The 13,360-nt window shown below is 66.4% G+C and carries 10 protein-coding genes and 1 pseudogene; 3 read left to right on the top strand and 8 right to left on the bottom strand.

Features of this window, described 5'->3' with window-relative positions; genetic code table 11:
- The first annotated feature begins 66 nt into the window (after positions 1–66).
- Positions 67–1,643, top strand: a pseudogene (locus VGM71_RS11230) (IS3 family transposase).
- Here VGM71_RS11230 and VGM71_RS11225 read toward each other — a convergent pair.
- From VGM71_RS11225 to VGM71_RS11190, 8 genes are all read right to left on the bottom strand, one after another.
- Positions 1,530–3,488: a hypothetical protein gene (locus VGM71_RS11225; protein WP_331545087.1), complete on the bottom strand. Its 1,959-nt coding sequence runs from the start codon at positions 3,486–3,488 to the stop codon at positions 1,530–1,532. The pseudogene VGM71_RS11230 and the gene VGM71_RS11225 sit on opposite strands and share 114 nt — an antisense overlap.
- A gap of 299 nt (positions 3,489–3,787) precedes the next feature.
- Positions 3,788–4,621: a cytochrome c oxidase assembly protein gene (locus VGM71_RS11220; protein ID WP_414675119.1), complete on the bottom strand. Its 834-nt coding sequence runs from the start codon at positions 4,619–4,621 to the stop codon at positions 3,788–3,790.
- A gap of 28 nt (positions 4,622–4,649) precedes the next feature.
- A complete protein-coding gene (locus tag VGM71_RS11215) occupies positions 4,650–6,503 on the bottom strand; it encodes a GldG family protein (RefSeq protein WP_331545085.1) in 1,854 nt (617 codons plus the stop codon).
- A 2-nt stretch (positions 6,504–6,505) separates the two neighbouring features.
- Positions 6,506–7,240 carry an ABC transporter permease gene (locus tag VGM71_RS11210; RefSeq protein ID WP_331545083.1) on the bottom strand — a complete coding sequence of 245 codons (735 nt, stop codon included), beginning with the start codon at positions 7,238–7,240 and terminating at the stop codon, positions 6,506–6,508.
- Positions 7,237–8,169 (bottom strand): ABC transporter ATP-binding protein, encoded by a 933-nt coding sequence (locus tag VGM71_RS11205; RefSeq protein WP_331545081.1) that lies wholly within the window; start codon positions 8,167–8,169, stop codon positions 7,237–7,239. The genes VGM71_RS11210 and VGM71_RS11205 overlap by 4 nt, the downstream gene beginning before the upstream one ends.
- Positions 8,170–8,278: 109 nt before the next feature.
- Complete coding sequence (locus tag VGM71_RS11200; RefSeq protein ID WP_331545079.1) at positions 8,279–9,661, bottom strand: polyketide cyclase; 1,383 nt, start codon at positions 9,659–9,661, stop codon at positions 8,279–8,281.
- Positions 9,662–9,889: 228 nt separating this feature from the next.
- Positions 9,890–10,531, bottom strand: a complete 642-nt coding sequence (locus tag VGM71_RS11195) for a response regulator (protein ID WP_045829465.1) — start codon at positions 10,529–10,531, stop codon at positions 9,890–9,892.
- Positions 10,528–11,799: a sensor histidine kinase gene (locus tag VGM71_RS11190; protein ID WP_331545074.1), complete on the bottom strand. Its 1,272-nt coding sequence runs from the start codon at positions 11,797–11,799 to the stop codon at positions 10,528–10,530. Before VGM71_RS11190 ends, VGM71_RS11195 begins: the two co-directional genes overlap by 4 nt.
- A gap of 189 nt (positions 11,800–11,988) precedes the next feature.
- On the opposite strand from VGM71_RS11190, the gene VGM71_RS11185 reads away from it, so the two are divergent.
- Positions 11,989–12,582, top strand: a complete 594-nt coding sequence (locus VGM71_RS11185) for a GNAT family N-acetyltransferase (RefSeq protein ID WP_331545072.1) — start codon at positions 11,989–11,991, stop codon at positions 12,580–12,582.
- Positions 12,579–13,346 carry a septum site-determining protein MinC gene (minC, locus tag VGM71_RS11180; protein WP_331545070.1) on the top strand — a complete coding sequence of 256 codons (768 nt, stop codon included), beginning with the start codon at positions 12,579–12,581 and terminating at the stop codon, positions 13,344–13,346. Before VGM71_RS11185 ends, minC begins: the two co-directional genes overlap by 4 nt.
- Positions 13,347–13,360: the final 14 nt, after the last annotated feature.

The following is a 13,360-nucleotide window of genomic DNA, read 5'->3' as shown; positions in this document are numbered from 1 at the left end:
CCCCCTGCGTCAGAATAGTTGTCGCCCCGATAGATCCATGAACGGGGGCGCAGATGAGAGAACGAATTGGCTCGATACGGACAAGCATTCAAAGGCCGGGCGGTAGCGCGCATGCTGCCACCGGAGAGCACGTCACCGGAGGTGGTGTCGCGTGAGATGGGAGTGGGCGTGAGCACGCTGGAGAAGTGGCGCTCGCAGTCCTTGGGCAAGCCGGCCCAGGCGAGGATATGGACAGCGGCGGCGCGGTTGCAGGCGGTCATCGCCACGGCGGCGATGGACGAGGTCTCTCGCAGCGCCTGGTGCCGCGAGAACGGCCTGTACATGCATCAATTGCAACAGTGGAAGGAAAGCGCAACGCAGTCGCTTGCTGGGCCCGCGGAGTCGAGAGCGAGCCCGTCGCAGACGAAGGCAGATCGCCGCCGCATCAAGGAGCTCGAGCGCGAGCTTCGCCGCAAGAACGCGGCTTTGGCGGAGGCGGCAGCATTGCTGGTACTTTCAAAAAAAACGGCGGCGATCTTCCAAAGAAACATGCAGGGAGAGGACGAATGATCGTCCTCGAAGATCGCCAGGACCATGCCCGCAACATCGAAGCCGCCTGCAAGGCCGGCGCCCGTCTACACCAGGCCTGCGAGATCGTTGGCATCGCAGCGCGCACGCTGCAGCGCTGGAAGGCGCAGGAAGGCCTCGTATCGGGCGATGGTAGGCCCGATGCGGTGCGGCCGACGCCAGCACACGCGCTGACGCCAGCGGAGCGCGAGCAGATCGTGAGCGTGGCCAACGAGCCGCGCTTTGCCGACATGCCTCCTGCGCGCATCGTGCCTATGCTGGCCGACGAAGGCACGTACATTGCCAGCGAATCCAGCTTCCAACGTGTGCTTCGCGCCCAGGGACAGACCGGCCATCGCGGCCGCGCCAAGGCACCACGCCAGAGCCGGCCACCGAGCACGCACATGGCCACCGCGCCGCGACAGTTGTGGAGTTGGGATATGACGTACCTGCCTTCGCATGCGGGCGGGCGCTGGTTTTTCCTGTACCTGATCCTGGACGTGTTCAGCCGCAAGATCGTGGGCTTCGAAGTACACGACAGCGACGATGCAGAGCACGCCGCGCGGCTCGTGCAGCGCACAGCGCTGGCCGAAGACATTCACGCCGTGTCGCGTGAGGAAAGACCAGTGCTGCACGGTGACAACGGTGCCACCCTCAAGGCGACGACTGTACTGGCGATGATGCACTGGCTAGGCGTGAAGCCCTCGTACTCCCGGCCTCGCGTGAGCGACGACAACGCATTCGTGGAAAGCCTGTTCCGCACCGCCAAGTACCGCCCGGAATTCCCGAATGCAGGCTTCGCCGATCTGCGGGACGCCCAGGAATGGGCGCATCGATTCGTGCATTGGTACAACCATGAGCATCGACACAGCGGCATCCGTTACGTGAGCCCCGCGCAGCGACATGCCGGCGACGATACGGCGATCCTCGACGCCCGACATGAGCTCTATGTCCAGGCTCGCGCACGCTATCCGGCTCGCTGGTCACGCGCGACCCGGGATTGGTCGCCCGTCGGTTCCGTGACCTTGAATCCCGAACGAGACGCTGTCGTTGACGCGCACGCAAGAGGTATCGGAAAACAGTTGCAAGCTGCATAACTCAGGCGACAAGTACCTTGACGCGCACCGCTGGAACCCCGGCCACGCCTGCGGGCTTTGCCAGCTGACGCCGGGCATGCCTTTCTCGGCGACCCATACGGCGAGGGTGCCGCCTTGCGCGCTGATGTCGATCTTCCACCAGCGCACCCCGCTGGGGTCGGTCGTCTTCCGGTCCGCCGGCAGCGCGTCCAGTTCCTGGCGCGGGATGGCCATCGGGGTGGGTATCCGCGCCGGTGCGCCCTGCTGGGCGTCCAGGGGAAAGTTCCGCCACAGCTCGCAACGCCGGTTGATCGGGGTGTGGCTGTGGCCCCAGACGATCGCATCGTCGATCGGCTCGAGGACTTCCTCGCAAGGAAACTTCGCTTGCTGGTCCTTGGGCAGGGCCTTGAACGACGCGCCGTCGATCCGCTGTAAGCCGTCCCTGCTGCAACGGAAGCCGGTGGTGCGGGACGATGTGGCGGCTTTCGTGGTCGCCGTCGCCACCGGGCGGGGAACGACGGTGTAGCGCTTGCCGCGCTTGAACGGCCCCGGCGGGCTGTCGGCATCAGCCACCAGGGTCTGCGTGGTGAGCAGCAGCAGGTCCGCGGGGCGTGGCATAAGCAGCAGCCGCGCATCGGCGGCGATCGTCAGCACCGTCTTCTGCGCCTCCGGCACCGCGGCGGCGCGTTCCCGGGCTTGGGCGAGGTAGGCGGGAAAGTCCTCGCCGGCGAAGACTTCCAGGGCCATCGCCGGATCGCGCAGCCGGGTGCTCTTGCGCGGCGCGGCGTGCGGGACACCGGGGTTCTCGCCGAGGTAGCCCAGCCGCTCGCCGGCCTTGACCGGATAGGGGGTATCGAGCACCACGACCCGGTCCAGCTGCTCGTCGGCCGGCAGGATGCCGCTCTCCATGTCGCCAAGCCAGACCCAGCCGCGCTCGGCCTCCTTGGGCACCACCTCGCCGCGCACGGCGGGAAACGGGCTGCTTGATTCGATCGTGCGCAGCTGCGCCCAGCCGCTGGTGTGATCGCCTTCCACGGTGAACTCCGCGCCGTGCGGCAGGATCGCCAGGATCGAGGCTTTCTGGTTGTTTTCCGCACGGATGCGCCGGCCGACGATCAGGGAGCCGCTGTCGTAGAACGGCGGCGCGGGCGGGAGCACCTGGCCCCAGGGGTCGTGGCTGGCCGGGCTTTGCTTAAGCTCCGGCGGTGGCGGCCTTTCCTGTGCGTCGGTGCAGCGATCGCTCACCCGAAAGACTCGCTCGCCCTGCCAGAACGGCAAGGTGCCCTGACGCAGACGCTTCCCGACCTTCCGGTAGTGACTCAGCGGGCGGTTGTAGCTGTACAGGCTGTAGAGATAGATGCCCTCGGCCGGCGCACCGTCTTTCGCTTCGCCTTGGGCTGGGGCCGGGCTTGCCGCCGCTGTGGCGGACGGCAGCGCCAGCCAGTGCCGCACGAGCACAAAGCCCAGCGAATACTCGATGACCCGTTCGTCCGGTTCCGGGCCGTAATCGAGCACCGAGTACTCGCTGTCCAGCCGGTAGGCGATCACTTCGCCATCGGCGATACAGCGGAAGCCGTCGTCGAAGTCCAGCGCGTCCTTGGCCGGTTTACCGAAGTGGATGCTGCCGTTGGGGTAGCCGTTGCTGGACAGCGGGAAGAAGCCATGGCGGATCGTGGCGATGGCCTGGAAGTGACTATGCATGGTGTCTGGCGCGTGCTTGTCGCGCAGGGCGAAGGGGTAAGCCCAGCGCTGTACCGGCGTGCGGGGCGTGGGCTTGGCTTTCTTTCGATGCGTGCTTTCCCTGGGGTGTTCCGGCATCGCACTGCCGGCGGCCCGAGCCGCACTATAAAAATCGAAGATGCTCACCCTGGCTCGGCCCTGTTCGTCGAAGAGGGTACGACGGTAACAACGGCGAGGGCTGATTGGCTTTAGGACGATTCTGAAAAATCAGAGCAATCGCACGGTCCGTCATGCCGCTCTCCGCCTCGCCCTTCCTCACCGTCCGGCGCCAGCAGCCGTCCCCCTCGCCACGGAACAGGCGCCGCGTGCGAGGGCGCAAGACGAGCCCGCCCTACGAAGCGACCCGCAACACAAATACAGCCGCGAAGCCGCATAAGACATGAACCCGCGTTTAGCGGGTTAGCCGACTGAGTAGGCGACCATGGCTACCGGTGCGCGATCGACGGGGGACGTGCTCGTAGCGGACGGCGCGGCAGCCGCCCGTTGCGCGACAGGCGCAGCCACTGGCGCAGCGCCAACAGACCGCCCATCGATTCGATCATCGCCGCGGGCACCCACATGATGACGCCGCCGATCAGCTGGCCGGTCAGCACGTTCATCGTGAAGGCGCGCCCGCAGATTTCGAAGATCGGGTAGAGGTCGGCTTTCGAGAACGTGACGATAGCGCCGGCCACGATCTGCGGCGTCATCGTGATCGCCGGCGAGAGCACGCGCCAGCCGGGCGACATGCGGCCCGGCGGCTTCGGCCGGTGGTCGAGCACCAGCCACCAATAGGAGAGACCGGACAGCACCATGGACCAGTTCATCGCGCGGTAGATGCGCCAGTCCAGCATCGCCAGCGTCTGCATGTCGGGTATCAGCCAGACCAGGATCAGCGCGACGAAGAACAGCGTGACGAAGGCCGGGTTGAAGGCCATGGCCGCCAACATCCGCCACGCGAAGGACTGCCGCGCCCGCCACACGCGTACCCGCCACGCCAGGGGCAAACCCGCGCGCAGCACGGTGCCGGGGTACGCGGCAACCAGGAACAGCGGCGCCAGATGGTGCAACAGCACCTGCTGGATACGATGCATGAAGAACTCATGCTCGGCGAAATAATCGAAGTACGTGTGCAGGGACACGTAGATCAGCACCATGCCCGCCCAGAAAGCGGCCTGCCGTGGCAGGGGCACGCGCAGGCGCCGCGACCCGCGCGCGTACAGCCACGCGGTGCCGATGAAGGCGATGAGGAACACCCAGGAGAACTCCCAGGGCACCATCCACTTCAGCACGCCGTCGAGCACGGCCTCAAACCACACGGCGGCTGCGGCGCGTGCGCCGCCAGCCGTAGATAAGGCCGATGAGGGCGACGAGGCCCGGCACCAGCACGATGTTGATGAACTTGAGGCGCAAGCCGAGCGCGTCGATCTCCGCGTTGAGCTGGTGCTGCACGTCGCGCAGCTCCTTGCCGATGGCGAGCTTCCGTTGCAGGTACTGCTCCACCTCGCGGCGCTGCTCCACCGTGATCGTCGCGGCGGCTGCCGAATTCTTGGCTGGCTGTAACTCCGCGAGACGGCGCTGCGTGTCGTACAACTCGTTCTCCAGCTCCCGCTTCTTCACAAGGAACTTGCGGTCGGCGGCAGCCTGCAGCGCGCGCACCTTCGTGAAGGGACGCTGCGAATTCACCCGGCCACGGATCGACAGCAGCGCCGTCGATCCGCCCAGGTTGTCGACGATGTTCGCCACGAAATCGCCATTGTTTGCGAACGGTGTGAGCTGCTGCTGGCCGAGCAACGGCTGCACGTCGATCCACAGCCGGTCCGACAACACGTCGGTGTCGCCCACCAGCACCACTTCGCCCGGCGCCGCAGCCTGTGCCAGATGGCCCTTGTCGTGCCGTTCCGGGAAGGCCGTGCGGAAGGTGTCGCGCAGGCGCGCCGCGAGTACGTAGCGCTCGTGCCTGGGCTCGTAATTGTCGAGCAGGGCCGACGGGTCCGATGTGGCGTCGCGTGCGCGCTGGGTGGATACCACGGCAGCTTCGTCCGAGGTCTGCACCAGCGGGATCATGCGCGCCTTCGTATCCGGCGCCAGCTCGAAGAACCCGGCGGTGGAGAAATTCACGCGCTGCAGGCTCGCCGTCACCACATCTTCGTGATTGAGATCCTGCGACCCAAGACCCAGCATCGCCGGGTGTGCAAGGCTGTTGCCATTCAACTCGATGCTCAGCGCCTGCGACCGGTCGAGCACCACCTTGGTCGGGTCGTATTCGACGCCCCAGGCCTCGAACAGCCGGCGAAGGTCGGAATCGTGATCGTCCACCACGCCATGCGAGTCGACCAGCGGCGAGTTGTCCATCTCCGCATCGGGGTCGACATAGACGACGAGGTGGCCGCCGCGCAGTACGTACTGGTCGATGGCGTAAAGCGCGTCGTCGGACAGTCGCTTGGGATGGATCAGGACGAGGATCTTGACCGCGTCGTCGATGTGCGTGAGGCCATCCGGATCGATGCTCGTCACATCGGCCAGCTGGTCCAGCTGGCGCAGCACGGCCCAGGCGGGCTCGCCGATCACCAGGTTGCCTTCCACGGGCAGCGTGCTGATCACACCCAGCCGCGGCTTCGTCGGCGTGCCCAGTTCGTAGAGCAGCTTCGCGATGTCGTACTCGACGAAGGCCTCGCGCGCGGGATCGAAGAAGGGAATGGCCTGCGGCGGCACGTCGCCGGTGCCACTCATGCCGACCAACCCGAAGAACACGCGTTCGCCGTTGCTGCCACCGCTGGCCGGCGACAGGCCATAGCTTTCCGCCGCATCCTCGTCGTCGGAATAAGGCACCGGGTCGATCACCCTGAAGCGGATGCGCCCATGCGCGCGAACGGCGATCTCGCGAAGCATCTCATGCACGCGTTGTTCGTAGCTGCGCAACTGCGGAAGGTCGCGGGTGGCGTGTTCTGAGAAATACAGCGTCAGGGTCAGCGGCCTGCGCAGGTCGTCGACGATCTTCTGAGTCCCGGCGGTCAGCGTGTAGACGCGGTCCGCGGTGAGGTCCATGCGAGCGGTGCGCAGCGACATCGAACTGATCGCGATGGCCAGGAGGAAGAGTGCGGCGATGCCGAGCAGGCTGAGGCGCAGCAGGAAGGGGCGCGAAAGGTGCGGGGTACGCATCGTCAGCGCGTCCGTTTCAGGTCGAGAACGACGACGCTGGCGGCCAACCAGGCAACGATCGTTGCGAAGAAGTACACCAGGTCGCGCAGGTCGAGCACGCCGCGGGCGATCGCGTTCGCGTGGCGCGTGATGCTCAGTTGGCCTATCGCGCCGAGCAGCCTGGGCGGCACCGAATCCTGGAAGAAGTCGAGCACCTGCGGCTGGCCGACGAGAAGCAGGAGGAAGCACACGGCCGCGGTGAGGATGAACGCGATGATCTGGCTGCGCGTGCTGGTGGACATGCAGGTGCCGATGGCGAGGAAGGCGCCCGCCATCAGCCAGCTGCCCACGTAGCCGGCCAGTACCACGCCATTGTCCGGATCGCCGAGGTAGTTCACCGTGATCCAGATCGGGAAGGTCAGCGCGAGGCAGATGCCGATGAAGCCCCAGGCGGCAAGGAACTTGCCGAGGACGGCCTGCGAGATCGACACCGGTAGCGAGAACAGCAGCTCCAGCGTGCCCGAGGCGCGTTCCTCCGCCCAGGTGGACATGGTCACCGCCGGCACCAGCACCAGATACAACCAGGGGTGCATGTCGAAGAACGGCTGCAGGTCGGCAAGGCCACGGTCGTAGAAATCGCCGGTATAGAAGGTCAGCAGACCCGCCAGCACCAGGAAGATCACCATGAAGACATAGGCCACGGGCGTGACGAAGTAACCCCGCAGTTCGCGCCGCGCGATCGCCAGCACCGCCTTCATGCCTGCGCTCCGCGCTGCGTGGTGATCTGGCGGAACACCTCGTCCAGGCGACCGCGCTCGAGCTGGATTTCCGACACCTCGAGGTTCTGCGTACGCAGAAGGGCCTGTACCTCGTCCAGGATCGGCTGCCCCGCGCGCGGGAACACGGTCACCCGGCCATCCAGCGGATCGACCTCCACCATCGCCACGTTGGGAATGCGCGCCAGCATCTCGCGCGACACCCCGCTGCCGGGAGCGCTGAACGACACCGCACCGTGGTAGCGCGAGCGCGCTTCCAGTTCCGCCGGCGTCGCATCCGCCAGCAGCCTGCCGTTGGCGATGATCGCCACGCGGTTGCACAGCGCGTGCACCTCCTCGAGGAGGTGGGTGGAAATGAGGATCGTACGCTCGCGCGCCATCGCGTCGATCAGCATGCGCACCGAATGCTTCTGGTTGGGGTCGAGGCCGTCGGTGGGTTCGTCGAGCATCAGCACCGGCGGATCGTGCAGGATCGCCTGGGCCAGCCCCACGCGTCGGCGCAGGCCCTTCGACAGCGTGCCGATGGTCTGCTCCAGCACTTCGTCCAGTTCCAGCCGCAGCACCACCTCGTCGAAGCGGCGGAAGGCCACATCGCGCTCCAGCCCGCGCACGCGGATCATGAAGACGAGGAACTCGCGGATCGTCATTTCACCGTAGCTGGGCGCGCCTTCGGGCAGGTAGCCGAGTGCGCGCTTCGCCGCCAGCGGCTCCTTGCGCACGTCGTGGCCGCAGACGCGCGCGGTGCCGGAGGTGGGTGCGAGGAAGCCCGCGATCATGCGCATCGCGGTGGACTTGCCGGCGCCGTTCGGGCCCAGCAATCCGAGCACCTGGCCAGGCTCGGCACGCAGGCTCAGCGAATCGACCGCGGTCAACGGTCCGTAACAGCGGGTGAGTCGGTCGGTTTCGATCATCGAAGGCCAGTGTAGCCGTTGCATCAGGACAATAAAAAAGCCCCGCCGTTTCGGGCGGGGCCTTTTAGTGCGGACTGCGGCGAGAAGCTGTCGCGCGCAGGGCGCGCTCCTACTGCGCGGTACCGGCCGGGGCCGGAGCGGTACCGGCCGGAGCCGGCGCCGTGCCGGCGGCGGCAGGCGCGGTCGAGGAACCCGCCGGAGCGGCTTCTTCCAGGCCCGGCTGCTTCATGCCGGCTTCCTGTTCCGGGGTCTGGTCCGGAATATTGTCGCCCTGCAACGGGAGGTAGATCTCGAACTTCTGCTCGTCGTAACCCTCGATGGTGCCCTTGTTGTTCACCGGGGCCTTCACCTGGATGTCGTAGGCGCGGTAGGTCACGTCGTCGAACTTGTAGCCGTGGGTCTGCGAGTACGCCTCCAGCATCTGGCGAGTCTGCGGCAGGCCGGCACCCGTGCCGTTCCACTCGGCCGTGAGGGCCTTGCCACCGAAGGCGAGCATGGCCTTGACGTTGCCGTCGACGATCACGCGGCCGAGCTTGTCCTTGCTGCCCGGCGTGGCGGCGGCAGCCGCATCGGCGGGGGCGGCGGCGGTCGTGGCCTCGGCAGGCGCGGCGGCGTCGAGCGCCGGGCGCTGGGCCGCGGTGATCTCGACGTCCTGGCCACCGATCTTCAGCGTGGTGGTGTCGATCTCGGCAGCCACGTCGAAGGTGTAGTTCTGGTCGCCCCAGTTCGTCGTGAAGGTGATGCGCGGGCTGACGATGTTCACGCCCAGCTTCTTCGCCGCTTCCTGGATCTCGGCCATCGCCTTGTCCGACGCGGCGTCGACATCGTCGAGGGTGCGCGGGGCTGTGGTCGACACGAACAGCACCGGCTTGGCCGGCTGCTCGACGATCGAGGGAACCATGTGGCTGTAATCGATGTTGGGAATCGATGCCATCAGGTTCTGCAGGTTGGACAGGCTGAACTGGATCAGCGCGTCCGGATCGCCGTGGATGTAGAGGTTAGAGAAGCGGTTGATCAGGTTGAAGCCGTACGAGACGTCGTAGGACCAGTTCACCTTCACGAGCTTCTGGCTACGGCCAGCGCGCTCGAGATGGATCGTGAACTTCTTGTCCTCGCCACGCCAGGCGTTGTCCAGCTTCCAGATGATCGTGCCCTTGCCGGCATCGGATATCCCGGCAAAGGTCGGATCGATCGAGGCGATTTCCAGCGCGCCGTCGCCTACCTTCGGATCGCCGGCCTTCCAGGCGATCTTCGCGCCCGGGCCATAGGCCTTGCCGGACAACTCGAACTGCACCTTGGGATCGAACGACCGCAGGACCGTGTAGTCCGGGAAGCGGCGGAAGTTGCTGAAAACATCATATACCTGGCGCAAATCCTTGCTGATAAGCATTTCGCGCTCGACGTGTCCAGTCGAGGGCATGGCCACGCCGACAACGACACCGAGCACGGCGACGATGACGAGGGCAACAATAAATTCTAACAGACGCGTCATTCCACGGATCTCCGAACGTCTTACGAACAGGCTCCACGCGCGGCCATGGACGCCGTGCGCTCACCCCTGAAGAATCGGCCCGTGGCAGGGGTTCGCCCGCGCCGAAAGAGTCGATGGTACTTGCTAGCGACGGCGAACGCCATTGGGTCCCCTGCACTTTTTCTCAGGCGCATACAAGCCGATTTTCGCCCGCAGTGGACCCTCCGGGATGCCCCGGTCAGCGCAGGGTCAGACGATACCGAGTTCCAGGGCCTTCAGCACGGCCCGGGTGCGGTCGCGGACGCCGAGCTTGGAGAGGATGTTGGACACATGATTCTTCACCGTGCCCTCGGCCACGCGGAGCGAATTGGCGATTTCCTTGTTGCTGTAGCCCCCGGACAGCAGGCGAAGGATCTCCGTCTCACGCTCGGTGAGCGGGTCCGGCTGCTCCAGGCTGGAGAACTGGTTCTGGATCCGCCCCACCCCCGCCAGGAGGCGCTGCGTGACCATCGGCGCCACCAGCGAGCCGCCCGCGGCCACCGTGCGAACGGCCTCCACGAGCTGGTCGAGGGAGACATCCTTCAGGAGGTAGCCGCGAGCGCCGGCCTTCAGGCCGGACAGCACCAGCTGGTCGTCGTCGAAGGTGGTCAGGATGATCGTGGGCGGCAGTTCGTTGCGGCCGCCCAGCGCCTGGAGCACCTCCAGGCCGCTCATGTTCGGCATGCGCAGGTCGAGCAGGACCACGTCCGGCCGCACCTGGGGAATGGTCTGTACCGCCTGGGCGCCATCGGCGCATTCGGCCACGACACGAATGTCGCCGGCCAGGTCGAGCAGGGAGCGGATGCCCTGGCGGACCAGGTTCTGATCGTCAACGAGGCAGACGGAGATCATGGAAGATCCTCGGAAGGAACGGAGAGTTTGGCACGCGGCGCGTCCTCGGGCTCGTCGCCGAGGGCCGGATCGAATACCTGGCGAGGGGGTGCATGGGCCAGCGAGGGCTCCTCGCCCAGCGGAAGACGGGCGGTGAGAGCGAAACCGCCGGCCGGGTCGGTACGAAAGGACACCGTGCCGCCGAACTCGGCGAGCCGCTCACGCATGCCGTTCAGGCCGTTGCCGGGCCGGAATTCGCCGCTGCCGCCGCCGCGCCCGTCGTCGCGGGCATCCAGGCAGAGTTCGTCCGGTCCGGTATGGCGGAAGATGAGCCAGAGGTGACGGGCGTTGGCATGGCGTACGGTATTGGTCAGGATCTCCTGCGCGCAGCGCAGCAACATCTGCGCCCGGCGCGGGTCCTCCACGCCGAAGCGCGGCGGTACGGTCAGGCGCACGTCGAGACCCGGCACGCCCTCGGTGAGGCTGCGAAGGGCCTGGGTAAGGTCGATGGCATCGTCCTGACGCAACTCGCTCACCACCTCGCGCACGTCCGACAGCAGCTGCTTGGCCGTGCTCTGGGCTTTCAGCACGTGCTCGCGGGCCACATCGTTGGTGAGGTGGCTCGCCACCTCCAGGTTCAGGCTGAGCGCCGTGAGATGGTGACCGACAAGGTCGTGCAGGTCGCGGGCAATGCGCATGCGCTCGGCGATGCGGGTGGATTCGGCCAGCAGCGCGCGGGTGGCGCGCAATTCCGAGTTCAGCCGGCGCAGTTCCTCACGCTCCTCCGCCTGCTGGCTGGCGACCATGGAGGCGACGAAGACCAACGCCGAGAAACCGAAATACAGGCAGGCCTGCATCAGGGCGCTGATCACGCCCCAACCCGGTACCTCGGCGAACACGGGCACCAGGGCCACGTGCGCCACCACCATCCAGGCGATACCAAGCGGCAGGCTGACCAGCCAGGGCACCACGGTGGCCACGATGATCAGCAGCAGCGCGCCCACGCCGCTCTTGCTCAGCGCCCCGATGGCCAGCGCGGTGCCGGTCAGGATCACGAGCACTGCGATGCGCGTGGCGCCGTTCAGGCGGGCACCCAGCTGGTTGGTCAGCAGCCAGTGGACCAGGCCGAAGACGAGGTAGCAGGCTGTCCAGGCCAGCAGGGCCACGTCGCCGATCGCCCCCGGGCCACTGCCGGCGCGCTGCATCGACAGGGGAAGACCCGCGCAGAGGAACACGAAGTACGTCGCGTAGCGGAGCAGGCGGACGTGGTTGAACTGGACCTTGGACATGTTCGCATCATAGGGCTTCGCGCGCCCCGCACCACTGACTGAAGTCACGTGCGCGCATGCGGCAAACACCGGCTTTACAACGGTTTTACATGCCCGGATCGTCCCCCGGCGCGATCCGGGCATGCCATAATGCCGCGCATCGCGGCGGCCTGGGGTCGCCTTTTCACGAACACTCAAGCGGAGCAACGAATGGCCCTTGCCATCCGCGACGTGCGCGAGCACGACCTGGATGCCGTGCTGGCACTCAACAATGCCGCAGGCACAGGCATCCTCGCTACGGACCTCGACCGCCTGCGCTATCTGTACGACATCGCACACTACTTCCGCGTGGCCGAACAGGACGGTCGCATCCTCGGCTTCCTCATAGCGATGCGCCAGGACACGGATTACACCAGCCCGAACTTCCGGTGGTTCCAGGCCCATTACGAAAGCTTCGTGTATATCGATCGCATCGTGATCGCGTCGAAATCGCGCGGCCACGGCCTGGGCCGGATCTTCTATTGCGATGTACAAAGCTATGCAGAGGTACGCGTGCCGCTTTTGACCTGCGAGGTCTTCCTCGAACCCCGTAACGACCAGACCGTGCTTTTCCACGGCACCATGGGCTTCCAGGAAGTGGGGCAGCAGAAGATGGAAGAAGGCCCCAAGGTGAGCCTGCTCGCCCGTGAATTACCCAGCTTTCCCTTCGTGCGCGAACGCTACCTCGAGCACGGGGGCCTGCCGAAGGTGGACTGGCTCGCAGAGCGCCACCGTCCCATGGACGGCGTGGGAGCCGTCGCATGAGCGCCCGCGCCGAATCCCTTGAAGCCGCCTGCGACCTGCGCTTCGGCCAGGTGGGCATCGCCTGCGTGCGCCTGCGCCGCGTCGATGCCGCCGCGCTGGTGGAGGAACTGGAACGCCGCGTGCGCTCCGCCCCGCAGATGTTCACGCGCGCGGCCGTGGTACTCGACCTCTCGCACCTGTCGAAGCTGCCTGACGACGGCATGGTCGATGCGTTGCTCGAAGCCATCCGCAGCGCTGGCATGCTGCCCGTCGGCATCGCGTACGGCACCAGCGAAACGGAAGCCCTCGCCGAGCGCATGGGCCTGCCCCTCATCGCCAAGTTCCGCGCCCAGTACGAACCGGCGCATGGCGAAGCCGCCGCGCCCGTGCCGACGCGGCGCGAACCCAGTGGCGCCGCCGCGCCGCTCGACGAAGACCCGGCCGGCAGCAGCGTGACGACCGCCCAGCACCATTCGGGCAGCACGGTGCGCTCGGGCCAGCAGGTGTACGCGCGCGACCGCGACCTCGTCGTCACGGCCGGCGTCGCCAATGGCGCCGAGGTGATCGCCGACGGCTCCATCCACGTTTACGGAAGCCTGCGCGGCCGCGCCATGGCCGGCGCGCAGGGTGACGAATCGGCACGCATCTTCTGTTCCGACTTCCGCGCCGAACTGGTCGCGATCGCGGGGCACTATCGCGTGTTCGAAGACATGCCCAGGGAATTCGAAGGCCAGCCCGTGCAGTGCTGGCTCGACAATGGAAAACTCATGATCGCGCGGCTTTGAGGGCACTCAACCGC

The organism is Luteibacter sp. (genome assembly GCF_036499525.1).
GTDB lineage: Bacteria > Pseudomonadota > Gammaproteobacteria > Xanthomonadales > Rhodanobacteraceae > Luteibacter.
Note: the sequence above shows the minus strand (reverse complement) of the source record. Positions and strands in the feature narration are given on the sequence as shown.

Bases quoted from the DNA above. Each gene is read 5' to 3' on its own strand.
- VGM71_RS11220 (WP_414675119.1), bottom strand. From the start codon at position 4,621: ATGGTGCCCTGGGAGTTCTCCTGGGTGTTCCTCATCGCCTTCATCGGC.
- VGM71_RS11215 (WP_331545085.1), bottom strand. From the start codon at position 6,503: ATGCGTACCCCGCACCTTTCGCGCCCCTTCCTGCTGCGCCTCAGCCTG.
- VGM71_RS11210 (WP_331545083.1), bottom strand. From the start codon at position 7,240: ATGAAGGCGGTGCTGGCGATCGCGCGGCGCGAACTGCGGGGTTACTTC.
- VGM71_RS11205 (WP_331545081.1), bottom strand. From the start codon at position 8,169: ATGATCGAAACCGACCGACTCACCCGCTGTTACGGACCGTTGACCGCG.
- VGM71_RS11200 (WP_331545079.1), bottom strand. From the start codon at position 9,661: ATGACGCGTCTGTTAGAATTTATTGTTGCCCTCGTCATCGTCGCCGTG.
- VGM71_RS11195 (WP_045829465.1), bottom strand. From the start codon at position 10,531: ATGATCTCCGTCTGCCTCGTTGACGATCAGAACCTGGTCCGCCAGGGC.
- VGM71_RS11190 (WP_331545074.1), bottom strand. From the start codon at position 11,799: ATGTCCAAGGTCCAGTTCAACCACGTCCGCCTGCTCCGCTACGCGACG.
- VGM71_RS11185 (WP_331545072.1), top strand. From the start codon at position 11,989: ATGGCCCTTGCCATCCGCGACGTGCGCGAGCACGACCTGGATGCCGTG.
- minC (WP_331545070.1), top strand. From the start codon at position 12,579: ATGAGCGCCCGCGCCGAATCCCTTGAAGCCGCCTGCGACCTGCGCTTC.